This window comes from Novosphingobium sp. JCM 18896 (assembly GCF_025938095.1).
Classification (GTDB): domain Bacteria; phylum Pseudomonadota; class Alphaproteobacteria; order Sphingomonadales; family Sphingomonadaceae; genus Novosphingobium.
Map to the genome: position 1 here is coordinate 229,279 of NZ_JAPCZF010000002.1, position 26,143 is coordinate 255,421.

31 protein-coding genes are annotated in these 26,143 nt (G+C 67.5%); 27 read left to right on the forward strand and 4 right to left on the reverse strand.

Annotated features, from left to right (window positions below):
- Window positions 1-13: 13 nt before the first annotated feature.
- Both OLX23_RS06930 and OLX23_RS06935 read right to left on the reverse strand, forming a co-directional pair.
- Window positions 14-541: a hypothetical protein gene (locus tag OLX23_RS06930; RefSeq protein WP_264444000.1), complete on the reverse strand. Its 528-nt coding sequence runs from the start codon at window positions 539-541 to the stop codon at window positions 14-16.
- Window positions 538-1,203 (reverse strand): MotA/TolQ/ExbB proton channel family protein, encoded by a 666-nt coding sequence (locus OLX23_RS06935; protein ID WP_264444001.1) that lies wholly within the window; start codon window positions 1,201-1,203, stop codon window positions 538-540. Before OLX23_RS06935 ends, OLX23_RS06930 begins: the two co-directional genes overlap by 4 nt.
- A gap of 196 nt (window positions 1,204-1,399) precedes the next feature.
- On the opposite strand from OLX23_RS06935, the gene flgB reads away from it, so the two are divergent.
- From flgB to OLX23_RS07020, 17 genes are all read left to right on the forward strand, one after another.
- Entirely contained in the window at window positions 1,400-1,747 is a 348-nt protein-coding gene (flgB, locus tag OLX23_RS06940) for a flagellar basal body rod protein FlgB (protein ID WP_264444002.1), read from the forward strand.
- Window positions 1,748-1,750: 3 nt separating this feature from the next.
- The gene (flgC, locus tag OLX23_RS06945; protein WP_413629784.1) at window positions 1,751-2,152 is read left to right on the forward strand and encodes a flagellar basal body rod protein FlgC; all 402 of its coding nucleotides are present in this window, start codon (window positions 1,751-1,753) and stop codon (window positions 2,150-2,152) included.
- Window positions 2,149-2,475, forward strand: a complete 327-nt coding sequence (locus OLX23_RS06950) for a flagellar hook assembly protein FlgD (protein WP_264444004.1) — start codon at window positions 2,149-2,151, stop codon at window positions 2,473-2,475. Before flgC ends, OLX23_RS06950 begins: the two co-directional genes overlap by 4 nt.
- A 25-nt stretch (window positions 2,476-2,500) precedes the next feature.
- Window positions 2,501-3,949 (forward strand): flagellar hook protein FlgE, encoded by a 1,449-nt coding sequence (locus OLX23_RS06955; protein WP_264444006.1) that lies wholly within the window; start codon window positions 2,501-2,503, stop codon window positions 3,947-3,949.
- A gap of 38 nt (window positions 3,950-3,987) precedes the next feature.
- Window positions 3,988-4,737: a flagellar basal body rod protein FlgF gene (locus tag OLX23_RS06960; RefSeq protein WP_264444007.1), complete on the forward strand. Its 750-nt coding sequence runs from the start codon at window positions 3,988-3,990 to the stop codon at window positions 4,735-4,737.
- 74 nt (window positions 4,738-4,811) lie between these two features.
- Complete coding sequence (gene flgG, locus OLX23_RS06965) at window positions 4,812-5,600, forward strand: flagellar basal-body rod protein FlgG (protein WP_264444008.1); 789 nt, start codon at window positions 4,812-4,814, stop codon at window positions 5,598-5,600.
- 92 nt (window positions 5,601-5,692) lie between these two features.
- Window positions 5,693-6,352, forward strand: a complete 660-nt coding sequence (locus OLX23_RS06970) for a flagellar basal body L-ring protein FlgH (RefSeq protein WP_413629812.1) — start codon at window positions 5,693-5,695, stop codon at window positions 6,350-6,352.
- A 68-nt stretch (window positions 6,353-6,420) separates the two neighbouring features.
- Window positions 6,421-7,512, forward strand: coding sequence for a flagellar basal body P-ring protein FlgI (locus OLX23_RS06975; protein WP_264444903.1), 1,092 nt, complete (start codon window positions 6,421-6,423; stop codon window positions 7,510-7,512).
- 1 nt (window position 7,513) lies between these two features.
- A complete protein-coding gene (locus tag OLX23_RS06980; RefSeq protein ID WP_264444010.1) occupies window positions 7,514-7,909 on the forward strand; it encodes a rod-binding protein in 396 nt (131 codons plus the stop codon).
- A 3-nt stretch (window positions 7,910-7,912) separates the two neighbouring features.
- Window positions 7,913-9,256: a flagellar hook-associated protein FlgK gene (gene flgK / locus OLX23_RS06985; RefSeq protein WP_264444011.1), complete on the forward strand. Its 1,344-nt coding sequence runs from the start codon at window positions 7,913-7,915 to the stop codon at window positions 9,254-9,256.
- Between the two features lie 8 nt (window positions 9,257-9,264).
- Window positions 9,265-10,173 (forward strand): flagellar biosynthesis protein FlgL, encoded by a 909-nt coding sequence (locus tag OLX23_RS06990; RefSeq protein ID WP_264444013.1) that lies wholly within the window; start codon window positions 9,265-9,267, stop codon window positions 10,171-10,173.
- Window positions 10,174-10,204: 31 nt separating this feature from the next.
- Window positions 10,205-11,068, forward strand: coding sequence for a flagellar motor stator protein MotA (gene motA / locus OLX23_RS06995; RefSeq protein WP_264444015.1), 864 nt, complete (start codon window positions 10,205-10,207; stop codon window positions 11,066-11,068).
- A 3-nt stretch (window positions 11,069-11,071) separates the two neighbouring features.
- Window positions 11,072-11,914: a flagellar motor protein MotB gene (locus OLX23_RS07000; RefSeq protein WP_264444017.1), complete on the forward strand. Its 843-nt coding sequence runs from the start codon at window positions 11,072-11,074 to the stop codon at window positions 11,912-11,914.
- A 74-nt stretch (window positions 11,915-11,988) separates the two neighbouring features.
- Window positions 11,989-13,035 (forward strand): NAD(P)H-dependent flavin oxidoreductase, encoded by a 1,047-nt coding sequence (locus tag OLX23_RS07005; protein ID WP_264444019.1) that lies wholly within the window; start codon window positions 11,989-11,991, stop codon window positions 13,033-13,035.
- A gap of 48 nt (window positions 13,036-13,083) precedes the next feature.
- A complete protein-coding gene (locus OLX23_RS07010; protein ID WP_264444021.1) occupies window positions 13,084-13,359 on the forward strand; it encodes a metal/formaldehyde-sensitive transcriptional repressor in 276 nt (91 codons plus the stop codon).
- An 8-nt stretch (window positions 13,360-13,367) separates the two neighbouring features.
- The gene (gene dmeF, locus OLX23_RS07015) at window positions 13,368-14,312 is read left to right on the forward strand and encodes a CDF family Co(II)/Ni(II) efflux transporter DmeF (RefSeq protein ID WP_264444022.1); all 945 of its coding nucleotides are present in this window, start codon (window positions 13,368-13,370) and stop codon (window positions 14,310-14,312) included.
- A 71-nt stretch (window positions 14,313-14,383) separates the two neighbouring features.
- A complete protein-coding gene (locus OLX23_RS07020) occupies window positions 14,384-14,809 on the forward strand; it encodes a nuclear transport factor 2 family protein (RefSeq protein ID WP_264444023.1) in 426 nt (141 codons plus the stop codon).
- A 254-nt stretch (window positions 14,810-15,063) separates the two neighbouring features.
- Here the strand turns inward: OLX23_RS07020 and OLX23_RS07025 are convergent, their stop codons facing one another.
- The gene (locus OLX23_RS07025; RefSeq protein WP_264444024.1) at window positions 15,064-15,888 is read right to left on the reverse strand and encodes a flagellin; all 825 of its coding nucleotides are present in this window, start codon (window positions 15,886-15,888) and stop codon (window positions 15,064-15,066) included.
- Window positions 15,889-15,955: 67 nt separating this feature from the next.
- Entirely contained in the window at window positions 15,956-16,228 is a 273-nt protein-coding gene (locus OLX23_RS07030) for a hypothetical protein (protein WP_264444929.1), read from the reverse strand.
- Here OLX23_RS07030 and OLX23_RS07035 point away from each other — a divergent pair.
- The 10 genes from OLX23_RS07035 to OLX23_RS07080 are packed head-to-tail and all read left to right on the forward strand — an operon-like array spanning window position 16,194 to window position 26,137.
- On the forward strand, window positions 16,194-17,495 hold the full coding sequence (locus tag OLX23_RS07035; protein WP_264444025.1) for a sigma-54 interaction domain-containing protein: 1,302 nt from the start codon (window positions 16,194-16,196) through the stop codon (window positions 17,493-17,495). The genes OLX23_RS07030 and OLX23_RS07035 overlap by 35 nt on opposite strands.
- Window positions 17,492-17,857 carry a flagellar hook-basal body complex protein FliE gene (fliE, locus tag OLX23_RS07040; protein ID WP_264444026.1) on the forward strand — a complete coding sequence of 122 codons (366 nt, stop codon included), beginning with the start codon at window positions 17,492-17,494 and terminating at the stop codon, window positions 17,855-17,857. Before OLX23_RS07035 ends, fliE begins: the two co-directional genes overlap by 4 nt.
- A 3-nt stretch (window positions 17,858-17,860) precedes the next feature.
- Entirely contained in the window at window positions 17,861-19,549 is a 1,689-nt protein-coding gene (gene fliF, locus OLX23_RS07045) for a flagellar basal-body MS-ring/collar protein FliF (protein ID WP_264444027.1), read from the forward strand.
- Window positions 19,546-20,574, forward strand: a complete 1,029-nt coding sequence (gene fliG, locus OLX23_RS07050; protein ID WP_264444028.1) for a flagellar motor switch protein FliG — start codon at window positions 19,546-19,548, stop codon at window positions 20,572-20,574. The genes fliF and fliG overlap by 4 nt, the downstream gene beginning before the upstream one ends.
- Window positions 20,567-21,184: a flagellar assembly protein FliH gene (locus OLX23_RS07055; protein ID WP_264444029.1), complete on the forward strand. Its 618-nt coding sequence runs from the start codon at window positions 20,567-20,569 to the stop codon at window positions 21,182-21,184. The genes fliG and OLX23_RS07055 overlap by 8 nt, the downstream gene beginning before the upstream one ends.
- The gene (locus OLX23_RS07060) at window positions 21,178-22,500 is read left to right on the forward strand and encodes a FliI/YscN family ATPase (RefSeq protein WP_264444031.1); all 1,323 of its coding nucleotides are present in this window, start codon (window positions 21,178-21,180) and stop codon (window positions 22,498-22,500) included. Before OLX23_RS07055 ends, OLX23_RS07060 begins: the two co-directional genes overlap by 7 nt.
- The gene (locus tag OLX23_RS07065; RefSeq protein WP_264444033.1) at window positions 22,500-22,925 is read left to right on the forward strand and encodes a hypothetical protein; all 426 of its coding nucleotides are present in this window, start codon (window positions 22,500-22,502) and stop codon (window positions 22,923-22,925) included. The genes OLX23_RS07060 and OLX23_RS07065 overlap by 1 nt, the downstream gene beginning before the upstream one ends.
- A gap of 32 nt (window positions 22,926-22,957) precedes the next feature.
- A complete protein-coding gene (locus tag OLX23_RS07070) occupies window positions 22,958-24,586 on the forward strand; it encodes a hypothetical protein (RefSeq protein WP_264444035.1) in 1,629 nt (542 codons plus the stop codon).
- Between the two features lie 40 nt (window positions 24,587-24,626).
- Window positions 24,627-25,232, forward strand: a complete 606-nt coding sequence (gene fliL / locus OLX23_RS07075) for a flagellar basal body-associated protein FliL (protein WP_264444036.1) — start codon at window positions 24,627-24,629, stop codon at window positions 25,230-25,232.
- An 11-nt stretch (window positions 25,233-25,243) separates the two neighbouring features.
- The gene (locus OLX23_RS07080; RefSeq protein WP_264444037.1) at window positions 25,244-26,137 is read left to right on the forward strand and encodes a FliM/FliN family flagellar motor switch protein; all 894 of its coding nucleotides are present in this window, start codon (window positions 25,244-25,246) and stop codon (window positions 26,135-26,137) included.
- Window positions 26,138-26,143: the final 6 nt, after the last annotated feature.

Here is a 26,143-nt window from a genome sequence, read left to right on the forward strand (position 1 = left end):
CGTTCCTTTGCAATCAGTTGCTGGGAACGGCCTTCTGCAAAGTCTGTGCCATTGTCGCCGAAGCCTGTGAATCGGGCGAATCGAAAGCCAGCGCGGCGGTGGTTCCGCCCTGCCCCGGCTCGATGACGATGCGCGCGCGCAGCCCCGCCTGGCCCGCGTCCTGCGCCAGCACCGCGGCCTGGCTCATCGCCCGCGCCTGCTCGCCGGGGCGGTACTGCGCGACGATGGTCAGCTGCTGGCGCGCATCGGCCGACTGGTCGCGCAGCCACTGGCCGAGCGGCGGCGCGCCGGGCGCGGCACGATAGAGCGCAAGCACCTCGCCCTGCTGCGACAGCGGCGAGCTGTTCTTGGCAGAGGCCGCTTCTTGCCGGGCGGCAACGGCAGGCCTTGCCGGTTTTGCCGGCGCGTCCTCGGCCGAGGCGAGCGCCGCGGCGGTGACCATGAACAGGATCAGCGACAGGTCGGCGAGCAGGTACTGCCAGCCGCTGCCCGACCGTCCGCTGAGCGACGAGCTGGCCGAGAGGGCAGACCCGGCGATCATGCCGAAAGCTTCTCGGGCACGAACTGCGGCCGCGTACGCGCGGGCATGGCGCCCGCAACCTGCTTGGCCAGCCAGTCGACGATCTTCTGGCGCTCGCTCTCTTCCTCGGTGGCGACGCGCTCGACCGCGCGGGCCAGCGGCGCGAGCACCAGGTTGGCGAGCAACAGGCCATAGAGCGTCGCGCAGACCGCCATCGAGATCGCGCCCATGTAGGCGTGCTTGTTGATGCCGTCGGCGGGAAGCTGGGTCAGCGAGAACAGCGTCGCGGCAAGGCCGAAGACCGGCGCGAGGTCCGCGGCCTGGGCCAGGGTGCGCACGGCGCGGGTGTCGGTCAGCAGGCGGCGCTGCTTGTTCGCCTCGTGGATTTCGAGCAGGCCGGCGACCGAGCGCGTGCCGATCATGCGATCGGTCGCCTCGTCCATCTCGCGGTCACCCGAATGGATCGGCTGAACGCGCAGCACGCCTTCGCGCTGGATCTGCTGGACCTTGATCGCGAGCTCGGAGCGCGCCTCGCTGGCGTCGAAGCGCTTGCCGCCGAGCCGGCCGATGCCCGCGAGCGCGGCGCCGAAATCGCCCGTGCCACAGCGCAGCACGGTCGCGAGCAGCGTTCCGCCCACGACGATCGAGGCCGACACCGGATCCAAAAGGCTGGCAAGGTTCATCGAGAAAAGCACCCCTTCGCGTGAAACCTAGAACGGCAAGGCCGGCAGGATTTCAGACCGACTCGGACAAATTTTGCCGCCGGCACCCGGCAACGCTTTGCCGCATTCACCCCTAACAAATCGCCAAAACCCGCCATTTTTCGATTTGGCACGGTGCTTGCTCATTCAGGCGGGTGATGCACACGGAGCTCGTTCGATGAGTGAAGGCCTGTTCGGAATACACGCTGCTGCGCTGGAACTTCAGTCCCAGCGCATGGGGCTTATCACGTCCAACATCGCCAACGCCGCCACCCCCGGCTACAAGGCCAAGGACATCGACTTCGCCGCAGCGCTGAAGGCGAAGACCTCGGGCATGAGCACCGACCAGGCGACCTCGGCCGCCACGCTCTATCGCGTACCGCTGATGCCCTCGCTCGACGGCAACACGGTCGAGCTGCCGACCGAGCAGCTCGCCTTCACGCAGAACGCCGTCGGCTATTCGTCCACGCTCAGCTTCATCCGCGGCCGCGTCGAGACGATCACGCGCGCGTTGAAGGGAGACTAACCCATGCCCGCGATGAACATCTTCGACGTTGCGCAGCGGGGCATGTCGGCACAGCTCGTGCGCATGAACGCGGCCTCGTCGAACCTGGCCAACGCCGGTTCGGTCGCCAGCAGCGAGGAAGGCGCCTATCGCCCGATCCGCGCGGTCTTCGCCGAACAGCTCGACAAGACCAGCGGCCTTTCGACGGTCAACGTCCAGTCGGTCATGCGCGAGAACGCGCGCGCCGTCCGCGAACACAATCCCGACCATCCGCTCGCCGACGAGAACGGCGACGTGTGGACCAGCCCGGTCGATGAGAACACCGAGATGGTCGAGATGCTCGATTCCGCCCGCCAATACCAGAACCTGGTCGAGGCGCTCACTACCGCCAAGCAGCTCATGCTCGATACGATGAGGCTCAAATGACTTCTATCTTTAGCGGCGTAAACGCCACGTCCTCGGCCGCCAGCGCCACCACCGACTCCAAGGTCGGCAAGGGCATGGGCTCGATGGACGGCACCGACTTCCTGAAGCTGCTGACCACCCAGCTGCAGAACCAGGATCCGACCGATCCGATGGATAACAGCCAGATGCTCGCACAGATGGCGCAGTTCACCTCGCTGTCGAACTCGACCGAGCAGACTTCGACGCTGAAGGCCATCGCCGACAAGCTTGATACCGTGATCACGAACACCGGCACCAAGACGCCGACCCCCACGCCGACGCCGACGCCGTCGACCACCGCCTGATCCAGATTCTACCGGGAGACCGAATATGTCCTTCTACACCTCGCTCAGCGGCCTGAAGAACGCCCAGACGGGCCTCGGCGTCACTGCCAACAACATCGCCAACGCCGAAACGCTCGGCTTCAAGAAGAGCCGCACGCTCTTCGCCGACCTCGTCACCGGCACCAACCCGAAGATGCAGATGGGCATCGGCTCGACCGTGCAGTCGATCACCCAGACCCAGTCGATGGGTCCGATCGAGCAGACCGGCGGCGCGCTCGACATGGCGATCAACGGCGACGGCTTCTTCACCAAGGTCAACCCGATCTCGGGCGAAACGATGTACACGCGCTCGGGCGCGTTCAGCGTCGACGACAACGGCTTCGTCAAGGACGGCGCCGGCAACCGCCTGCAGATCTTCGCGGCCGACGCCGACGGCAAAGTCCAGCTCGATGCCAACGGCAAGCCCGTGAGCTCGCCGGTCAGCCTGCAGCTGCCGTCGAAGAGTGCGCCTTCGCCGTTCGCGAGTGCGATCGTGACGGCCAACGGCTCGGCGCAGGTGACCTATGAAAACGGCACGACGGAATCGATCGCGCTGCCCAAGCAGAGCACGCCATCGGCCTTCGCCAGCTCGGCCGTCAACGGCTCTGGCACTAGCGCAACCATCACCGCCACCTTCGCCGACGGTTCGACGCAATTGATCACGCCCGCCGCCACCATTCCCGCGCCGGCCCTGATCGCGGAAATCTCCGGCACCAACATCACCTACAAGGATGCCGCTGGCAAAACCTATACGGCGGCTGCTGACGTCGCTCTTCCCGCGACGAATGCATCGGGATCGGCTCGCGCCAGCGCAACGCCTCAGGCCAACGGCTCGGTCCTGGTATACTATAACGACGGAACGTCGGAATCGATCGCTCCGCCGACCATGGCCCCCTTCCCCCTCGCCAGCGTGTCCGCCTCCGCCCCCTACACGGCGACTTACACGTCCCCGCCGACCAACACGGACGTGGCGATCACGCTTCCGACCGAAAGCACCGCGTCCGCCTTCGCAAGCGCGACCGTCGTCGATGGCAAGGCCATGGTCACCTATGCCAACGGCGCCGTCGAATCGATCGATCTGCCGACCCAGGCTCCTGCCGCGGCTTTCGCCGGCGTCACGGTCGACAAGGACGGTATGGTCCGCGTGTCGTTTGCCGACGGCAAGAGCCAGTCGCTGGGTAAGGTCGCGCTCGCGCAGTTCTCGGCGGTCGACGGCCTCAAGCAGACCGGTTCGTCGAACTGGGTCGCCACCGGCCTTTCGGGCGACGCCGAATACGGCCTGCCCGGCGGCGGCACCTTCGGCGGCCTGAGCTCGGGCTCGCTCGAGCGTTCGAACGTCGACATCACCGAGGAACTGGTCGGCCTGATCACCATGCAGCGCTATTTCCAGGCGAATGCCAAGGCGATCGATACGGCCAGCCAGATCTCGCAGACCGTGCTGAACCTGCGGACCTGATCCGCAGGCTAGGCCCTGAATGACCGGAGTCTTCTAGAATGGACCGTCTGATCTACACGGCTGCGACGGGCATGACTGCGGCGATGACGCGCCAGCGCGTCGTCGCCAGCAACCTGTCCAATGCCCAGACCATCGGCTTCCGCGCCGAGATGCTGCAGTCGACGCCGATGACGCTCGACGGTCCCCAACTCGAAGTCCGGGCCCTGAATTCGACCGCCGTTCGCGGCGCCAACATGCAGGCCGGCTCGATCGTCGAGACCGGCAACCCGCTCGACATCGCCCTCCAGGGCGATGCCATGCTGGGCGTGCAGGCGCCCGACGGCGGCGAGGGCTATACCCGCCGCGGCGACCTCTCGGTCTCGCAGACCGGCGTGCTGCAGAACGGCGAGGGCTTGCCGGTCCTCGGCCAGAGCGGCGCGCCGATCACCGTGCCACTCGGCAACAAGGTCACCATCACCCCCGACGGTGACGTGATGGTCCAGGATCCGGCGACGCCCGACGCGCCGGCCACCACGGTCGACAAGCTCAAGCTCGCCGCGTTTCGCGGCAGCAAGATGGAAAAGGACCTGACCGGCATTTTCCGGGCGCCGGCCGGCGGAATTTTGCCGGTCGACGAAACGGCAAAGGTCATCCCGGCCTCGCTCGAGCAGTCGAACGTCAAGCCGACCGAGGTTCTGGTCGAGATGGTCGAAGCCCAGCGAAGCTTTGATATGCGGACGAAATTGATCGCCACCGCCAAGGAACTCGATGAGGGTGGCGCCAGCCTGATGCGGATTACCCCGGGCTGATAGCGGCAATCGACCCGGCAATTGGCACGGGTCTTGCTTAGTTTGGCCTGACACCGTCCTGACGGAGATTTCGAATGCCCACTTCCGCTCTTCACGTCGCCCGCACCGGCCTGGACGCCCAGGATCAGCGCATGCGCGTCATCGCCAACAACCTGGCGAACGTCAGCACCACGGGCTACAAGCGCGACCGCGCCAACTTCGCGACCCTGGCTTACCAGGACTCGCGCGTCGCCGGTCAGCAGTCGTCGAACGAAACCCAGTACGCCACCGGCCTCAACCTCGGCACCGGCGTCAGCGTCCAGTCGACCTCGCGCATCGAGACCCAGGGCACGATGCAGACCACGGGCAACTCCTACGACCTCGCGCTCGACGGCGACGGCTACTTCCAGGTGCAGATGCCCGGCGGCCAGACCGCCTATACCCGCGCCGGCAATTTCAGCCGCTCGCCCGATGGCCAGCTGGTCACCGCGCAGGGCTATCAGGTGATCCCGGCGATCCAGATCCCCGAAGGCGCGCAGTCGATCTCGGTCTCGGCCGACGGCACCGTCTCGGCGATGGTCCAGGGCCAGACCGAAGCCCAGGAGCTCGGCCAGATCACCATCGCCAGCTTCACCAATCCCGCCGGTCTTCAGGCCGCCGCGGACAACTTCCTGCTCGAGACCGGCGCCAGCGGCCCCGCCCAAATCGGCGTGGCCGGCCAGGACGGCCGCGGCCAGATCAAGCAGGGCATGCTCGAAGGCTCGAACGTCTCGATCGTCGAGGAACTGGTCGACATGATCGAATGCCAGCGCGCCTACGAGATCAACTCGAAGATGATCTCGGCGGTCGACGAAATGCTCCGCAACGCGAACCAGACGCTGTAATCGTCATGACCGCTTCCGCTCCCCTGCCCCTCGGCATTCCGACCTGGCGCAAGCGCCGCGCCCCCGCCGGCAACGGTTCGTTCCCGCAGCGCATGCCGCTGCTGGCCGCGACCGTGATCGCTGCGACCGCGCTCTCGGCCACGCCCGCGCTCGCCAAGAAAGCTCCGAAGGAAACCTTCGAGGCGACCCTGCCCGTCGCCGCGCCCGTTACGGGTCCGGCCACCGGCGGCATCTTCAACGCTTCGATGGGCTATGCCCCGCTTTACGGCGGCACCCGCGCCCGCATGGTCGGCGATGCGCTGACCATCATGCTGGTCGAGCGGACCAACGCCTCGAAGACTGTTGGCTCGCAGAGCCAGCGCGACGGCGGCGTCTCGCTGACCACGCCCTCGGCCGGCCCGCTGTCGATCGACCCCAACGCGCTTAAGGCCTCGAACAATTCGTCGTTCAAGGGTTCTGGCAATGCATCGCAGACCAGCACCCTCAACAGCTCGCTTTCGGTCACCATCGCCGAAGTGCGTCCGAACGGCACCGCTCTGGTGCGCGGACAGAAGCGCATGCTGCTGAGCCAGGGCGACGAATGGGTCCAGGTCTCGGGCATCGTGCGCCTGATCGACATCGACGAAAACAATACGATCGATTCGACCAAGGTCGCTGATGCCAACATCCAATATTCGGGCAAGGGTGCGCTCCAGCGCGCCAGCAAGCAGGGCTGGCTCGGCCGGTTCTTCAACATGATCAGCCCGTTCTGAGGAATCCCGCGATGACCACGACCTTCAACGCCATCGTCGCCGACGTCCGCTCGCTGATGCGGGATTCCATGATGTGGGCCTGCCTGCTCGCGGCCTTCGCCTTCCTCGGCCCGCAGACCGCCCACGCCGAACGCGTCCGCGATCTCGGCGCCTACCAGGGCGTGCGTTCGAACCAGCTGACCGGCTACGGCATCGTCGTGGGCCTCGCGGGTACGGGCGACGACAACCTCGAATATCTGACCCAGGCGATGAAGGGCGTGTCGGGCCGCATGGGCCTGCAGCTTCCCGCCGGCGTCGCACCGGGCCTCAAGAACGCCGCCGCCGTGATGGTGACGGCCGACCTGCCCGCCTTCGCCAAGCCCGGCCAGCGCCTCGACATCACCGTCTCGACCATCGGCAAGGCCAAGAGCCTGCGCGGCGGCACGCTGATCATGACGCCGCTCCAGGGCGCCGACGGTCAGATCTACGCCATGGCGCAGGGCAACCTCGCCGTCGGCGGTCTCGGCGTTTCGGCCAAGGACGGCTCGATGCTCACGGTCAACGTGCCCACCGTCGGCCGTATCGCCGATGGTGCCTCGGTCGAGCGCGCGGTCGCCACCGGCTTCGAGAGCGCCGACACGATCCGCTACAACCTGTTCAACGCCGACTTCCTCACCGCCACGCGCGTGCGCGACGCGGTCAACCGCTTCATGCCCGGCACCGCCTCGATCGAGGACGGCGTCACCATCGCGATGAAGCTGCCGCAGGACGTCAACACCCGCGCGAGCGTGATGGCCGCGATCGAGATGATCGAGGTGACCCCGGCCGAGACCGCCGCCAAGGTGATCGTCAACAGCCGCACCGGCACCGTCGTCATCAACAGCGCCGTGCGCCTGAGCCCCGCGGCGATCAGCCAGGGCAAGCTCACCGTCCGCGTCGACGAGAACCCGACCGTCAGCCAGCCCGAGCCGTTCAGCAAGGGCCGCACGACGACGCAGCAGAACAGCGACATCACGACCAACGACGAAGGCGGCAAGGTCATCCTGATGAAGCCCGGCGCTTCGCTGGCCAAGATCGTCGATGCGCTCAACCTGCTGGGTGTCGGCGCTTCGGACCTGGTCGCGATCCTCGAGGCGCTCAAGCAGGCCGGCGCGCTCAAGGCCGAAATGGTGGTGATCTGACATGGTCTCGATCAGCACCCCTTCCATCGCCCAGAGCACCGCGGCCAGCACCGCAACCGGCACCGCGTCCGCCAACCCGGCTGGCGCGGCGGACGGCGGCAAGCTGACCGGCGTCGCCAAGCAGTTCGAGGCGATCTTCATCCGCCAGATGCTCGCGGCCGCGCGCAAGACCAGCTTCGGCGGCGAAGACAGCCTGATGAGCGGCAAGGGCATGGATACTTTCCGCCAGATGCAGGACGAGCAGTTCGCCGACATCGCTTCGGACACCGGCGCCTTCGGTCTCGGCAAGATGATCGAGACGCACCTCGCGCGCCTGCTCGGCAACGGCGACGCCGCGAAGACGGCTGACGCAACGGGCACGGCAGACACCGCTACCGCCGCGAAGCAGGGAGCATAAGACGTGGCATCCGACCTTCTCTCGATCGGCAAGAGCGGCGCCCTGGCCGCGCGCACGGCGCTCGACGTCACCGCGCAGAACATCACCAATGCCTCGACCGAAGGCTACATTCGCCGCTCGGTGCTCCAGGAGGAAGTCTCCTCCGCGGGTGGCGCGGGCCGTGCCGCCGACATCTCGCTCTCGGGCGTGCGCGTCGAGCGCCTGGTCCGCAACGCCGACATGTTCCGCCAGGCCGAAGTGCGCCGCACCGGCTCGGACTCGGCGCGCGCCAATGCCGAAGTCAGCGGTCTCGAGAACATCGAGGACGCGCTCGAGCAGTCGGGCGTCTACAACGCCGTCGTCGGCTTCGAGAGCTCGCTCCAGCAGCTCGCTTCCGATGCGACCGATCCCGCGCTGCGCGCCTCGGTGGTCGAGAGCGCGCGCACGATGACGCGCACGCTCAACATCGCCTCGCAGAGCCTCGACCAGGCCGGCCAGGGTCTGACGTTCGAGGCGACCGACGGCGTCAATCAGATCAACATCCTCTCGGCCGAACTCTCCCGCGTGAACCTGCGTCTGACGCGCGCCGCCGATGCCAGCTCGGACCAGACGACGCTGCTCGACCAGCGCGACCACTTGCTCGAGGAAATGAGCAAGTTCGTCGACGTCGCGACGACGTTCAATGCCGACGACACCGTCTCGGTCAAGGTTGGCGGCGTCGACCTCGTCGCCAACGGGACCTCCTATCCCTTCGGGCTCAAGACCGCCGCCAACGGCACGATCTCGTTCACGATCAACGGCGATCCGGTCAAGCCGATCTCGGGCTCGCTGGTCGGCAAGCAACAGGCGCTCGACAAGCTTGACGAGATCCGCACGGGTCTCAACTCGATCGCCAGCGACCTCGCCGCCAAGGTCAACGACATCCAGGACAACGGCGTCGATCTGAACGGCGCGGTCGGCACCGCGATGTTCGCGGCTTCGTCGGGTACGATGATTACCGCCGCCAACATCAAGCTGAATTTCGAGGACGGCTCCAAGATCGCCACGGCGCCGGCCGGATCCCCCGCCGGCAGCCGCGACCAGTCGAACCTGGCCGCGCTGATGTCGGGCATTTCCTCGGTCGATCCCGCGGGCAAGACCGACAAGCTGATCTTCACGATCTCGAGCGCCGTCCAGGGCCGCAAGGTCACGCGCGATGCACTCGACGCGATCGCCTCCACTGCGAAGATCACGCTCTCGGCCCAGGCCGGCGTCAGCCTCGATAACGAAGCTGCAAACCTTGTGCGCTATCAGCAAGCTTTCCAGGCATCGGGCCGGGTCATGCAGGTCGCGTCGGAAATCTTCGATTCGATCCTGGGCATCAAGTGAGACCGTAGATGACTTCGATCAGCACCAGCACCGCCGCTTTCTACGATCGTGCCAAGAACGACATCGGCACGATCCGCAAGCGCGCCGAAACGTTGCAGCAGCAGCTGGGCAGCGGCGACAAGCTCGAGCGCTCGTCGGATGATCCCGTGGCCGCCTCGCGGCTGCGTATGCTGGCGCGCACCGATAAGCTGTCGAACATCGACGAAAGCAACGCGGGCCGCGCTACTGCCGACCTGACCTTGGCCGATTCCGCGCTCAAGACCTTCGCCGACTACATCACCAATGCCAAGGTGCTCGCGAACAACGCGGCCAACGGCACGATCACCGACGCGCAGCGCGCCAGCATCGGTTACGAAATCGAACAGATTTTCGGCAACCTCATCAACCTGGCGAATTCGCGCGATTCGAACGGTCATGCGCTGTTCGGCGGCGAGAGCTCGGGCGATGCCTATCAGCTCGATGGCACGGGTAAACCGCAGTACATCGGCACGGGCACCGCGGGTGACCTCGCACTCGGCGACGGCCAGTCGATCAGCCGCGGCCTGACCGGTCCGCAGATCCTGGGCACCGCGCCCAACGACATCCTGACCAAGATCCAGAAGCTCGCTTCCGATCTGCAGACCGGCACCGGTGATCGCCAGAAGATGGCGAACGACGGCATCACGATGCTCGAGACCAGCCTCGACCAGATCACCACGAGCTCGACCCTGGTCGGCTCGCGGCTCAACTGGATCGACCTGACCTCCGAGCGCCGCACCAACCTGGGCGAGCTGCGCGCCGACGAACAGACGCGGATCGGCGCAACCGACTTGCCGTCGACGATCGCCGAGCTGCAGCAGACCATGACCGTTCTCGAAGCCAGCCAGGCCAGCTTCACCAAGCTGTCGAGCCTCTCGCTGTTCTCGATGCTCAACTGACGCATACTGATTTTCCAAGGGGCTTAGTTCAATGTTCGTAGCAGTCGGTATCGTCATCCTGCTGGCCATGGTGTTCGGCGGCTTCGCCATCACCGGCGGGTCGCTCGGACCCGTGCTTCACGCCATTCCGCACGAAATGCTGATCATCGGCGGCGCCGCAGTCGGCGCCATCGTGACCGGCAACTCGATGCACGAACTCAAGGCCTTCGGCGGCGGCTTCATGCGCGCGGCGAAGGGCCCCAAGCACAACAAGCAGGATCACATCGACGTCATCATCCTGACGACGCGCCTGATGAAGCTGCTGCGCAGCGAAGGCCCGGTCGCGCTGGAAAGCCACGTCCAGGATCCCAAGAGCTCGGCGATCTTCGCCGAATTCCCGCGCCTGCTGGCGAACAAGCCGCTGGTCGACCTGATCGCCGACACGCTGACCTTGATCGTCGTCTCGTCGGGCACGCTCGAAGTCCACGCGGTCGAAGAGGTCATGGACAATGCGATGAAGACGCATTTCCACGAGCTGCACGAACCCCAGCACGCGATCCAGGGCCTGGCCGACGCGCTTCCGGCACTCGGCATCGTCGCGGCCGTTCTCGGCGTGGTCAAGACCATGGGCTCGATCGACAAGCCGCCGAGCATCCTCGGTGGCATGATCGGCTCGGCCCTCGTCGGTACCTTCCTCGGGATTCTGCTCGCCTACGGTATCGTCGCGCCCATCGCCGGCCGCCTCAAGCAGGTGAACGAGCAGGACGAGATGATCTTCCACGCGGTCAAGCAGGTGATCGTCGCCTCGCTCCACGGCTGGCCCCAGCCGCTGGTCGTCGAGAGCGCCCGCTCGGGCCTGGGCCACGCCTTCCGTCCGGGTCTCTCGGAACTGCTCGACGCGATGCGGGGACGCTAAGCCATGGCTGCCGCGAAGAAGGGCGGGAAGCAGGAGCTTCCGCCACCGGTCATCGTCAAGAAGATCACCATCGTCGCGGGCGGCCACCACGGCGGCGCCTGGAAGGTGGCCTATGCGGACTTCGTGACCGCGATGATGGCCTTCTTCCTGCTGCTGTGGATTCTCGGCGCCACGACCGAGAAGCAGCGCAAGGGCATCGCCGACTACTTCACGCCGACCCTGGTCAAGCTGCGCGAGAACAGCGCAGGCTCGGGCGCCGGCCTGCTCGGCGGTTCCTCGGTGACCGACGTCGACAACTATCCGCACCGTGCCGGCCAGACCGGCACCCAGGCCATGACCATCCCCCGCGACGCCACCGGCGGTCCGAAGGAAGGCAGCGGCCGCAGCAACCGCGTCAAGAAGATGGAGCAGCAGCTCCAGGAGAAGATGCAGGCGAACGAGGCCCTCAAGCGTCTCGCCAAGCAGGTCCGCATGGTCGACACCACGCAGGGCATCCGCATCGACCTGGTCGACAATGCCGACTTCTCGATGTTCATGCTCGGCACGACCGTGCTGACGCCAGACGCCTCGCAGCTGCTCAAGGTGATCGGCGATACCGTCGCACCGCAGGGCGGCGGCCTGACGATCCGCGGGCATACCGATTCGCTGCCGTGGAAATCGGGCGGCGCCAACAACTGGTCGCTGTCCGCCGGCCGCGCCGAGGCGACCCGCCAGGCGCTGATGCGCTCGGGCATCACCGAGGATCGCTTCCGCCGGATCGAAGGCGTCGCCGATCGCGAGTTGCTCGTACGCGACAACCCGCAGGATCCGCGCAACCGACGTATATCCATCCTGTTGCAGGATTGATTGCCCCTCCCCCCGAGGCCACGGCTTCGGGGGGACCCCCTTGCCAGTCCCGACACCACTCCTAGATTCGGGCGATGACCTGGATCGCCGAGCTTGGACTGTCGCTTCCCCTGATCCAGGCGCCCATGGCGGGCACCTCTACCCCCGAACTCGCCGCAGCCGTCGCGAACGCCGGCGCGCTCGGTTCGATCGCGGTCGGCGCGACCGATGCCGCCGGCGCCGCGGCGATGATCGCCCGCACCCGCGCGCTGACCGCGCGACCGTTCAACGTGAACCTCTTCGTCCACGCCACGCCGCAGGCCGATGCCGCGCGCGAAGCCGCCTGGCTGGCCGAGCTGGCACCGCTGTTCGCACGCTACGGCGCGACGCCGCCGGCCGGGCTGCGCACGATCTACCAGAGCTTCAATGACGACGACGCCATGCTGGCCTTGCTGGTCGAGCAGGCGCCGCCAGTGGTCAGCTTTCATTTCGGCCTGCCCGATGCCGCACGGATCGCCGCGCTCAAGGCGGCGGGCTGCACGCTGATCGCCACGGCCACGAGCCTCGCCGAAGCCGCCGCGTGCAAGGCCGCGGGGATCGACGCCCTGGTCGCACAGGGATGGGAGGCCGGTGGTCATCGCGGCGTGTTCGATCCCGATGTCCCCGACGACCGGCTCGGCACTTTCGCACTCACGCGCCTGCTCGTCACGCAGGCCGGGCTGCCGGTCATCGCCGCGGGCGGGATCATGGACGGCCAGGGCATCCGCGCCGCGCTCGATCTCGGCGCCGTGGCGGCGCAGCTCGGCACGGCCTTCGTCCGCTGTCCCGAGAGCAGCACCGACGAGGCCTATCGCCAGGCCATGGCCGGCGACGCGGCCGAGCATACGGTGATGACCCGCGCGATCTCGGGCCGGCCCGCGCGCTGCCTGGCCAACCGCTTCACCGCCTGGGACGCCGAAGCCGATCGGAGGCCGCCCGCCTACCCGATCGCCTATGATGCGGGCAAAGCGCTCAACCTCGCGGCCAAGACGACGGGCGAGCATGGCTTCGGCGCGCAATGGGCGGGACAGGGCGCGCCGCTGAGCCGGGCGCTGCCCGCCGCAGAACTCGTCGCACGGCTGGCCGAGGAGGCCGGACTGTAATCGGAGAGATTGCCTGCCGCGCCATATAGGGGTAGGGGGTACCCCTATATGGGACATCTTTCGGACAAGAGCGCGGATCTGCTGCCGCGCGTACGCAGGATCGCGGGCCAGGTCGGCGCGATCGAGCGAGCACTGACCGCCGACGCGAGCTGCGGCGACGTGCTGCACCTCGTTGCCGCCGTGCGCGGCGCGGTGAACGGGCTGCTCGACGAGATCATCGTCGATCATCTCGATCAGCATGTCGCCCTGCCGGGGCTCAGCGACGCCGAGCGCGCCGCGGGCGCCGAAGAGCTGATGGCGGTGATCCGCCGCTACGCGAAATGAGCGCGACGATGATCCCCGTTCCCGGTCATGCGCCCGACCACGATCACGTCTTCCTCGCCGCCGCGCACGACGATCATGCGCGCCGCACGCGCTGGGTCGTGGTGCTGACCGCGCTGATGATGGTCGGCGAGATCCTGGCCGGCTACTGGACCGGTTCGATGGCGCTGCTCGCCGACGGCTTCCACATGGCGACGCACGCCGGCGCGCTCGCGGTGGCCGCGGCAGCCTATGCCTATGCCCGGCGGCATGCGCGCGATCCGGGCTTCAGCTTCGGCACGGGCAAGGTCGGCGATCTCGCCGGTTTCGCGTCGGCCATGGCACTGGGGCTGATCGCGCTCGGCATCGGCGTGGAATCGGTCATGCGCCTGTTCGCGCCGATCACGGTCGCTTTCGGCGAGGCGACCCTGATCGCCGTCGTCGGTCTGGCGGTGAACCTGATCAGCGCCGCGCTGCTCTCGGGCGGCCACCATCACCACCACCACCACCACCACCACCATGGACATGGCCATGATCACGGGCATCACCACGGCCATTCGCATGGCGGCGACAACAATCTGCGCTCGGCCTATGTCCACGTCCTCGCGGACGCGCTGACCTCGGTCCTGGCGATCGCCGCGCTGCTGGCGGGGCGCTATCTCGGCTGGCAGTGGATGGACCCCGTCATGGGCCTGGTCGGCGCCGTGGTCATCGCCCGCTGGTCCTGGACCTTGATGCGCGACACCGCCGCGGTGCTGCTCGACCGCACCGACGATCACGTCGCCGAAGAGGTGCGCGAACTGGTCGAGGCGCCGGGCGATGCACGGCTCGCCGATCTCCACGTCTGGCGCGTCGGCCCCGAGGCCCATGCCGCGATCGTCAGCGTCGTCGCGCAGGCCGGGGTCACGCGCGACACCATTAGCGCGCGGCTCGCGCCGGTCCACGAACTGGCGCACGTCACCATCGAGTGCCGCTGACCGCGCGACCGCTCATGCTTGCCCACGGGCATCGGTGATCTATCCTGCTCGGCAAACGAGGGAGAGACACGATGGCCAACACGGGCCCGCTGGAAGACCGCCTGCTGATCCGCGAACTCTACGGGCTCTACGGCGATGCCAGTTGCCGCGGTGATCGCGAGGCCTGGAACGCCTGCTTCACCGAGGCTGGCGAATGGAACTCGCACATGTTCGCCTGCGCCGGCGCCGCCGCGCGGCGCGCCGAATGGGACAAGCTCTGGGCCGATTGGGAAGCGGTCGCATTCTGGGGCGAGATCGGCTGGATCCGCGTCGAGGGTAATGGCGCGACCGCGCGGTCCTATGCGCGCGAGATCGTCCAGCTCAAGTCCGGCGGCCTGTTCAAGCTGTTCGGCAGCTACGACGATGCGCTGGTCCGTCAGGACGGAACCTGGCGGTTCAGCAAGCGCACCTATGCGCCGATGATCCTCGAGGCGCCGGAGGGCCCGTTGGCGGGTTAACCTTTGCCGGCAAAAGAAAGAGCCCGGTGGTCATGGCGGCCACCGAGCTCGAGTGCCGGGAAGGGACCGGCTTTGTCCTGTCGATCTTCTGCTTCCGACGAGAACGCGGGAACTAGTCGCGTCCGGATGAAGGAAACGAGAGCCCGGCGGATCATGGCTGTGACGCCGGGCTCTCATGTTTCGCGGGGAAGGGACCCGCGGCAGTCGATCAATCGGTTATGTAGTCGTTAAGGTATTCAGTCTCGTCGGTGCTCTTAGCGGAGCAGCGAGAGGACGCCCTGGGCCGACTGGTTGGCCTGCGAGAGCATGGCCGTCGAAGCCTGGCTGACGATCTGGGCCTTGGCGAGCGCGGTCGTTTCGGCCGAGTAGTCGGCGTCTTCGATGCGGCTGCGGGCGTCCGACAGGTTCGTCACGTTGTTGGTCAGGTTGTTGACCGCCGATTCCAGACGGCTCTGGCTGGCACCCAGCGAGGCGCGGGTCGTGTTGATCGCGGCGAGCGCGGTGTCGACGTTGCCGATCGTGGTACCGGCAGCCGAAGCGCTCGAAACGTCGAGGGCCGAAGCATTGACCTTGGTGCCGTCGATGCCCTTGATCTTCAGGTCGATCGTGTTGCCCGAGTCCGAACCGGCCTGGATGGTCACCTGGACCGAACCGGTCGAGGTCTTGTCGAACAGCGTCACGCCGTTGAACTTGGTGTTGGTCAGGATGTCGTCGATCTGCGAGGTCAGTTCGGTGACTTCGGCCTGCAGGTTGGTGCGGTCCGACGACTGGTAGGTGCCCGACTTCGACTGGATCGACAGTTCACGAACGCGCTGCAGCATGTTGGTGACTTCGTTCAGCGCGCCGTCGGCGGTCTGAGCGAGGGCGATGCCGTCGTTGGCGTTGCGGATGGCCTGCGTCATGCCGCGGACCTGCGAGGTCATGGTCGTGGCGATCGCGAGACCGGCCGCGTCGTCCTTGGCGCTGTTGATGCGCTTGCCGGTCGACAGACGCTCCATCGCGTTGCCCAGAGCCTTGGCGGCCGAGTTACCGGCGTTAGCCGCTTTCATCGCGCCGATGTTGGTGTTGATAACTGCCATGTCAAACTCCCGTAAGTAGACCCGAATGGGGGTGCCGCCCGAGTGCATTCGATGCGGCTGCCAGGAGCTAGAGCGGCAAGCGGAAGCGGAAATTAAGTGCCGCTTTTTTTGCCGGTGCGGCAAATCGTTGCCGGGGCCTTCCCCCTCGCGCGAGCCTTATATGGGCGGAAACACGCTTGCCGGTCCGGCAAGCCCTTGCCGAAAAAACGGCAAAATAGGGGAAAACACGTAGCCTTAAATTACCAATGTTTTTGCCGTCCGTGCGCGAAAGAGGGTTACGCAAGATGGTTAATCCGAGGGTAAAGATGACCGGAATGGAATTCAGCGACGTGGTGGCCAAGCAGCACGCTCCCCTGGTTCAGCGCGCATCGGCAATTGCCGCCGCGCAGGCCCTGGGAACCACGACGCAGCTGCGCGACGTCAACGATCGCTCGCCGCAGGCCGGCCAGGCCCACGTCGTCACCCTCGAGCAGAACGCCTCGCCCGAGATCGTCCGCGAAGGCGCCCAGCGCTTCCGCCTGCGCTACGACGAGGCCGCCGGTGAGGCCGCCCTCGCCGCGCTGCTCGCCTGCGCCGCCAAGCCCGGCATGCCGATCGCCGCCGACACCGAGAGCCTCTCGGTCCTGGCGCTCGCCGATCGCCTCGCCGCCAGCGAGATCCCGGTGCTGATCAACGGCCCGACCGGCACCGGCAAGGAAGTGCTGAGCCGCTTCATCCACGAGCGTAGCCCGCGCGCCGGCAAGCCCTTCGTCGCCGTCAACTGCGCCGCGATGCCCGAAGCCATGCTCGAAGCCCTGCTGTTCGGCCACCAGAAGGGCGCCTTCACCGGCGCCACCTCGTCGAGCGAAGGCTTCTTCCGCGCGGCCGACGGCGGTACCCTGCTGCTCGACGAAATCGCCGAGATGCCGATCACGCTGCAGGCCAAGCTGCTCCGCGCGCTGCAGGAAGGCGAAGTCGTTCCGATCGGCTCGACCCTGCCGATCAAGGTCGACGTCCGCATCATCGCCTGCGCCAACCGCGACCTGCCGACCGAAGTCGCCGAAGGCCGCTTCCGTGCCGACCTGTTCTACCGCCTCAACGTCTTCCCGCTCGCGCTCAAGCCGCTGCGCGACCGTCCCGAGGACATCGCCCCGCTCGCCTTCGCGCTGGCCCTGCGTCACGCGACCCCGGGCAAGTCGATGCCCTGGATCTCGGACGCGGCGATCGCGCTGCTCAAGGTCCACGGCTGGCCGGGCAACGTCCGCGAGCTCGAGAACGTGATCCGCCGCGCCCTGCTGCTCGCCGACGGCAAGCCGCAGGTCGGCCCCGAGCACATCGTGTTCGACGGCACCGCCCGCCTGGTTCCGGCCGAGATGGCCGCGCCGATGGGCATGGGCGCCGTGTCGATGCCGCAGATGCCGGCAGCGGCCGAGGCTCCGGCCGGCGGCAAGCGCCTGTCGAACATCGTCCAGCTCTCCGAAGCGCGCGCCATCATGGCCACGCTCGAAGCCTGCGGTGGCAGCCGCGTTCAGGCCGCCCGCCAGCTCGGTATCTCGGAACGCACCCTGCGTTACCGCCTCGCTTCCTTCCGTGAGGCCGGTCTCGCCGTGGCAGGAGGTCGTAGATGAACCCCTTGAGCGGAGCCGGCAACGCCGCCGGCGTGCAGCAGATCATCGCCATGCGCCAGCAGATCATCGACAAGTCGACGATCCTGCAGCAGCTTCACGGTCCGCAGGGTGCCCAGGCCCCCGCGCAGACCAACGGCCCGGCAGGCGGCTTCCAGGACGCGCTCAAGTCCGCCCTGGATAGCGTCAACGGCAAGCAGCAGAATGCCGAGGCGATCACCGACGCCTACCAGCGCGGCGAAGTCACCGACGTCGCCAAGGTCATGCTGGCGCGTCAGGAATCGAGCGTCGCCTTCGAAGCCACGCTTCAGGTTAGAAACCGTCTGTTATCCGCATATCAAGAAATCATGCGGATGGGGGTCTGATAAATGAGTGATCTCGTCCCTGCCACGCCGCAAGGCTCGGTCCTCGCACCGCTCACCGATCCGGCGGGCGGCAGTGCCATGTCGCGGCTCAAGGCCTTCACCGGCCAGAGCGCGGTCAAGAAGATGCTGCCCGTGTTCCTCGGCGCCTCGGCGCTGGGCGCGGTCGCGCTGACCTACATGACCCTCGCGCCGGCGCCGCAGCGCACGCTCTACAGCCAGCTCGACGACAGCGAGCGGGCGGGCGTGGTCGATGCGCTCGACAAGGCGAACATCGCCTACAAGATCAACAACGACACCGGCGCGCTGACCGTCAACGAGGACGATCTCTACAAGGCGCGCATGCTCGTCGCCCAGAACGGCGCCGTCGCGGCGCCCGAGAGCGGCGACCAGATGCTCGACAAGCTGCCGATGGGCGCGAGCCGCGAGCTCGAGGGCGAACGCCTGCGTTCGGCGCGCGAACGCGACATGCAGCTGACGATCATGGAGATCGACGGCGTCGAATCCGTGCGCGTGCACCTCGCCGAGGCCGAGAAGTCGGTCTTCGTGCGCGACAACCTGCCGCCGACGGCTTCGGTCATGGTCCGCCTCGCACGCGGCCGCCAGCTTTCGGACAGCCAGGTCATGGCGATCGTCAACCTCGTCGCCGGCTCGGTCCCGGGCCTGACGCCCGACCAGGTCCGCGTCGTCGACCAGCACGGCCGCCTGCTCTCGGACAAGACGAGCAAGGCCGACAGCGACCGTCTCGAACTGCAGACCCGCATGGAAGAGAAGCTGCGCACCCAGGTTTCGGCACTGCTCGCGCCGATGCTCGGCGAAGGCAACTTCTCGAGCGAGATCCAGGTCGAGCTCGACATGGACCAGGTCACCTCGGCGCGCGAAAGCTACGACAAGCAGGGCGTGGTCCGCAGCGAGACCGAACAGCAGTCGCAGACCTCGACCGCCCAGCCGGCGGCCGGTGTCCCCGGCGTGCTCTCGAACACGCCGCCTCCGCCGACCACGGCCCAGGCCGCACCGCCGCAGGGCACCCAGCCCGCCCCCGGTGCGCCGACGCCGCAGAGCTCGGACTCGAGCACGACGCGCAATTACGAACTGGGCCGCGAAGTCGCCGTCGCCAACACGACGCCGGGCAAGGTCAAGCGCATCTCGGTCGCCGTCGCGCTCAGCGCCAAGGCGATGAAGAACGGCAAGGCCGCCGACATCGACCAGATCAAGCAGCTGGTCAGCGCCGCGGTTGGTGCCGACCAGGCGCGCGGTGATCAGGTTGCGGTCATCACCCGCAGCTTCGAGAACGTACCCGACGTTCCGACGCCGTTCTACGAAGCGCCGTGGTTCGCCACGGTGGTGCGCAACGTCGTCGCGCTGATCGCCGTCCTCCTCGTCCTGCTGCTGGGCGTCCGCCCGCTGATCAAGGCGCTGAAGCGCGAGCCCGCCGCCGGCGGCGCGAACGCCGGCGCGGCCGGGGCTGCCGGTGAGGCCGCGGAGGGAAACGTTGAACTGGCGGAAGCCGATCCGATCCCCGCCGCACTTCCCGCCGAAGCCATGATCGATGCCGAAACCGGTGTGGTCGATCCCGAACTGCTGAGCCAGCAGGTCGGCCTCGCCCAGCGCATCGTCGCCGAAAAGCCCGAGAGCGCGGTCGTCGCGCTTCGCCAGATGCTCAACCCGCCCGCTGCTGAGGCTGCCGCACAATGAACGCCGAAACCTCCATCCCCTTCGATGACGCCGATCGCGCCGCGGTCATGGTGATGTTGCTCGAGGACGATCAGGCCGCGACGATCCTGTCGCAGCTCGAACCGCACGAGCTGCGTCTGCTCGGCGAGAAGATGTGCGCGCTGGGCGAGATCCAGCCCGAGGTGATCGCCCACGCCATCGCCAACTTCGTCGATCGCACCGAGAAGATGGGCATGATCGTCCACGATCGCGTCGGTCACGTGCGCTCGCTGATGACGCGCGCGGTGGGCGAGATCAAGGCCGACGGCCTGATGGAACGCATCCAGCCGACGCCCGAACGCGCGCCCAACCTCGAGCTCGCGCGCTGGCTGACGCCGAAGTCGCTGATGCCGCTGGTCAAGGGCGAGCATCCGCAGGCGATCGCCGTGCTGCTGGTCCAGCTCGATCCCGAGGTCGCGGCCGAAGTGCTCCACTCGCTGCCGACCGAAATCCAGCCCGAGGTGGTGCATCGCATCGCCACGCTGGGCCCGGTCTCGCCCGAGGCGCTGCAGATGCTCGAAGAGCTGCTGACCCGCAAGATCGGCGAATGCCACGGCGGTGCCGGTGCGGCGCTCACCATGGGCGGTGCCAAGGAAGCCGCGGACATCATCAACAATGCGGGCAAGGCGATGGAAAAGCGCGTCATGCCCGAGATCACCAAGCTCGACAAAATCCTCGCCAAGGAAATCGAGAGCGAGATGTTCAAGTTCGAGCACCTCTTCGTGCTCAACGCGCAGGCGATGGGTTCGCTGCTGCGCGAGGTCGACAACGACTCGCTGATCGACGCGCTCAAGGGCATCTCGGAAGAGGAACGCGAAGTGTTCTTCGCCGCCATGTCGAGCCGCGCGGCCGACGGCGTCAAGGACGAGATCGCCGCACGCGGCCGCACCAAGCTGGCCGACGTGGTCGCGGCACAGAAGGCGATCGTCGCGATCGCCCGCCGCCTCTCGGCCGAAGGCACGATCGTGTTCGGTGTTGGTGGTGGTGGCGACGACGAATATGTCTGACGGCCAGTTCACGGCAGGCCTGTCCTTCGGGACGGTCTCGAGCGGCAGCGGCTTCCGCAGCGACGCGCGCTTCGTCTCGCTCGGCGGCGGTGCGGCTTATGCCGCGCCCGAACCGCAGGTCGAACAGCATTTCGAGGCCGAGGATCCCGTCGCGGTCGCTTTCGCCGAAGGCTATGCCGCCGGCGCCGCCGAGGCGCAGGCGATCGCCGCGCAGCAGGCCACCGCTGATGCCGAGGCTGCCGAAGGCCTCGCGCTCGCGTTCGCCCGGCTCGACGGCGAGCTCGCCGAAGAGCTGCGCCAGAAGCTGCGCACCACCGTCGCTGCGCTGTGCGAAGCCGCCCTGGCGCCGCTGGCGATCGACGAGGACGCGCTGATCCACCGCATCGAACGTGCGGTCGCGCTGTTCTCGCGCGCCGACGACGAACGCGTGATCCGCCTGCACCCCGAAGACATCGCGCTGATCAGCCAGCGCTTCGCCGAGGAATGGCACGTCGTGCCCGACGGCGCGCTCGAGCGCGGCGCGATCCGCGTCGAGACCGCCACCGGCGGCGTCGAGGACAGCCCCGAGCTCTGGCGCCGCGCGATCGAGGAGGCCATGCGTCAGTGCTGAACCTTTTCGACCCCATTCTTGACGATCTTTCTGCCAATTCGGTTAGTTTGGCGCCGCGCCGCTATGGCCTGGTCGTCGCTTGCGACAACGGGCTGCTCGAAGTCAGCGGCCTGTCGGTGCCGGTCGGCTCGATCTGCCGCGTGCTGCAGGGGTCGACCGAAACGCTCTCGGCCGAAGTCATCGGCTTCCGCAACGGCCGCACCCTGATGATGCTGCTCGGCGATTCGGTCCTGCTGCGCCCCGGCGCGCGGGTCCGTCCCGAGGGCCGGCCGGGCATGCTGCCCGTCGGCGAGGCCTTTCTCGGCCGCGCGGTCGACGGCGAAGGCCAGCCGATCGACGGCCTCGGCCCGATCCACAGCCGCATGGAATGGCCTTCGGGCGGTATCCGCACGGGCGCGCTCGATCGCAGCCCGGTGCGCTACAGCTTCGACGTCGGCATCCGCGCGCTCAACGCCATGACCACTTTCGGCGTCGGCCAGCGTATCGGCATCATGGCCGGCTCTGGTGTCGGCAAGTCGGTCCTGCTCGACATGATCGCGCACGGCGCCGAAGCCGAGATCGTCGTCGTCGGCCTGATCGGCGAGCGCGCGCGCGAAGTCTCGGACTTCGTCGAGAAGCACATGAACACGAGCAAGCGGCACCGCACGGTCGTCGTCGCGGTGCCCGCCGATCACGCCCCCAACCTGCGCCTGCGCGGCGCCATGCTCGCCACGTCGATGGCCGAATATTTCCGCGCCCAGGGCAAGAAGGTGCTGCTGATCCTCGACAGCCTGACCCGCTGCGCCCATGCCGCGCGCGAGATCGGCCTGCTGCTGGGCGAGCCCGGCGCCGCCCGCGGCTATCCGCCTTCGGCCCTCGCCATGATCACCAAGCTGGTCGAGCGCGCGGGCAATTCGGCCGCTTCGGGCGGTTCGATCACCGGGCTCTATACCGTGCTCGCCGACGGCGACAGCCAGGACGACCCCGTGGTCGACACCGCGCGTTCGATCCTCGACGGCCATATCGTCCTCTCGCGCGATCTCGCGCAGCGCGGGCAATATCCGGCCATCGACATCGCCGCCTCGCTGAGCCGCGTGATGAACGACATCGTCGCGCCCGAGCACGAGAAGCTGGCGCGCCAGTTCCGTGCGCTCGTCGCCAATTACGAGGCCAACCGCGATCTCGTGCTGATGGGCGCTTACCGCCAGGGCGCCGACGCGCAGCTCGACCGCGCGATCGCCATGCACGAGCAGCTCGTCGCCTTCCTCTGCCAGGCGCGCGGCGAAGTCATCGGGCTCGATGACTGCGTCGTCCAGCTCAAGGCGCTGTTGCAGTAATGAAGGCCGAACGCGACCGGCTGAAGCGGCTCAACCGCCTCGAACGCGTGCGCGCCATCGCCAAGCAGACCGCGGCGGCCGAAGCCGCGGCGGCCGAAGGCACGCTCGCGCAGCTGGAATCGCTGGCCGAGCGCACGCGCGCGATGGCCGCCGAATATGCCAATCGCACCGGCGTGCGCGACGCGGCCTCGCTTCAGGCGGCTAATTCCTTCGCGCGCGGGCTCGAGGGCATCTCGCGCAATACCAGCAACGACGCGGACACCGCGCGCCGCATCGCCGACGTCAAGATGCAGGAGCTGAGCCAGGCCGAACGCCGCCGCGCCGTCGTCGAAGAGCGCGCCGCGGCACAGGCCCGGATTATCGCCAAGGGCAGCGTAGCGCCGGTTCTCAGCGGCAAAAGGAAATCTGGCACGGGTCTTGAATAGTATCCTGCACCTAGTGCGAGGAAATGACCCCGATGATCCAGACTGCCGCCCCGTCCGCCTCCAGCAACATCTCGATCGCTTCGGTGATCCAGGCGGCGCCGGCTGACGACACCGCGGCTTCCGGGGACTTTGCCGCACTCCTCGACTCCAAGGCGGCCCCCGATGCCGAAGGCACCGCCGATCCGGCGACCGCGATGCAGGCGGCACTGGGCCTGCAGATCCGGCAGACGGCCGGCAGCGCTGCCGGCAAGAAGTTGCCGGGCGAGATTGCCGATGCTGCCGCCGCCCTGGCCGACGCCGCCGCGAAGATCGGCGACGGCAGCGGTGAGGACGGCGAGGCCACGACCGATGCCGCGCTGACCGTACCCACCGCCGACATCCTGCTGCCCGGTCTGGTCGTGCCCGTCGCGATCCAGCTGCCGCAGACCCCGACCCTGCCGCCCGCCGCCACCGGCGACGCGCTGGGCCAGGCCGCCGCCAAGGCGATGCCCACCCTGCCGATGACCAGCCAGCCGGCGATCGCCGCCGCGCTCGCGCTGCAAACCGAAACCACCAAGGCTGCCGGACAACCGCAGACCGCGCCGACGGTAACGCTCGACCCGGCCGCCGCCGCGGCAGCCCAAGCCGATCCGGCTCTGGCGAAGATGGCCGCCGATGCCGCCGCGCAGCAGGCGACCACCGCCACCGCAGCAACGACGCCGACCGCCACCACGGTCTCGACCGCCGCCGCGCTCGCGCAACAGGTCAATGGTCAGGTCAACGGCCAGGCCAATGGTCAGACCACCGCGCCCGACGGCACGCCGAAGACCGCCGAAGGCCTGCGCACCGGTAGCCAGCCGGCGACCAAGACGACCGGCGAGCAGCCCTCCACGCTCGCAACGCTGACCACGAATCAGCAGATGCAGGCGCAGGCCCAGAAGACCACGGAGCCGACCGTCGAGCCGACCGCGAGCGCCAATGGCGACGCGAGCCCCGCGCCGCAGGTCCAGGCGAAGACGCCCTCGGTCGACGTGACCGCCGAAACCGCGCTGCAGGGCGAAAGCAAGAAGTCCGATTCACGCCTGGCCGCCACGGCCGACGCCGAGACGCCGACGATCTCGCCCGCCACCACCACGGCCCCGACCGTGCTCGCGGCTCAAGACGGCCAGTCGCTGTCGCAGACCGTCGCTTCGGTCACCACCGCGCCGGCCACGGCCGTTCAGTCCGGCCATGATTTCGCGAAGCTGGTCGACCGCCTGGTCGAGGCGCGCGAGGCCGCGAACCCCGGCACGGTCCACGCTTCGCTCAACCACGCCGAATTCGGCCAGGTCTCGCTGCGCATCGATCAGGATTCGAAGGGCATGTCGGTGACCATGAGCAGCGCCGATCCGGACTTCGCCAACGCGGTCCAGGCCACGGCCGCCTCGGCCCAGTCGCAGACTTCGAGCGACGATCGCCAGAATCAGCAGCGCCAGGACGCGCAGCGTCAGGATACCGGAAGCCAGCTCCAGCAGCAGGGCGCCAGCCTGACCGGCCAGTCGCAGTCGCAGACTTTCGGCCAGGGCGGTGAACGCGACGGCCGCAACGCCGCGTTCCAGGGAGAAACCCCGAACGCCCGCGCTAACCAGAAATCAACCATAATCGAAGATAATGCTGACACGCGCAGTGGCATCTACGCCTGACGCAAAATCCGGCCCTGAGATCCAGCGCTAGAGGAAGACAATGAGCAGCGATAAACCCGAAAAGGAAGCCAAGCCCAAGAAGGGCGGCGGCATGATGATGAAGGTGATCATGGGCGTGGCGCTTCTCGGCGTCGGCGGCGGTGGTGCCTTCGGTCTGATGGCCGCGGGCGTCATCGGTGGCGGTGACCATCACGAGGAAAAGAAGGAAGACAACAAGCCCAAGCTGATCAAGAAGGGCGAAGTCGATCCTTTCGAGGTCAAGAGCGGCGACGCCAAGGAAGGCGAGGGCGGCGGTGCTCCCGAGGTCGAGGGCGAAGGCGGCAGCGAATATCGCACCGCCTATTACAGCTTCGCCGAGGAATTCACCTCGAACCTCAAGCAGTCGGACTCGCTGGTCCAGGTCTCGCTGGCCTGCTCGACCCGCCGCGACGGCCGCGTCCTGATGTGGATCAAGAAGCACGAACTGGCGATTCGCTCGTCGCTGCTCGAAGTCCTGGCCGATACGCCCGAAGAGGACGTGACGACGATGGAAGGCAAGGATCGCCTGCAGAAGCGGATGACCGCGGCGATCAACAAGGTCCTCAACCAGACCGAAGGGTTTGGCGGGGTCGACGCCGTCTACTTCAAGTCCTTCATCATTCAGTGATTTGAGAGCAGATGAAGCCTGAGCGCGCCTTTGTTGCCGACCGAGTGGCGGCCCAACACTGCCCGGAGCTGCTGCGTTCGCAGGACGCCGCGCCGGTCCAGCTCGCCCCCGCGCTGACGCGCCTGGGCGACGGGCTCGCGCGCGTGCTTTCTGCCGCGCTGGCGCCGCTCTCGGCCGGTGAACCGCCGCTGGTGCGCAGCACCGCGCCGCGCGAATGCACGATTGCCGAGCTCGGCGATTCGATCGCCCCGCTCGCCGCCAACAGCCTGCTCACCCTGGGCACGCCCGACATGCCGGCGCTCGCCTCGCTCGACGCCGAAGCCGTGCTGCGCATGGTCGATCGCGCCTTCGGCGGCCGCGGCGTGGCCCCCTCGCCGCTGCCCACCGCCTTCCCGCTTTCGGCCGAACTGATGATCGGCCGGCTCGAAGCCGTGGTCGTCCAGGCCCTCGGCCAGGCGCTCGGCCTCGGCGCCGCGGTCCAGCCGGTGCGCCGCGACGGCTGCATCAAGCAGCTCGCCGCTTTCGCCGATGGCGAAGAGCTGGGCGTGCTGACGCTCGAAGTCGACGATCCGGGCCGTTCGCCCTGGACCGTCACCGTCGCGATTCCCCGCACCGCCCTGATCAAGATGTTCGGCGAAGGCGAGTGCGCCGCCCCCAAGGTGGCACGCAGCGGCCTTGCCAACCCGGCCCACGAACCGTTCGGCGCGGTGCCGTTGACGATCAGCGCCGTTCTGGTCGACATGCGCATCGGCTTCGCCGAGCTGTCGAATCTCCAGCCCGGTCAGATCATCCCCGTGGCTGTGGCGCGCAGCATTCCGCTCAAGGTCGGCGACAAGACCATCGCAACTGGCACGATTGGTGCATTGGATGATCGCGTAGCGGTCCAAGTCACTCAGGCTTTCTAAAAAGGA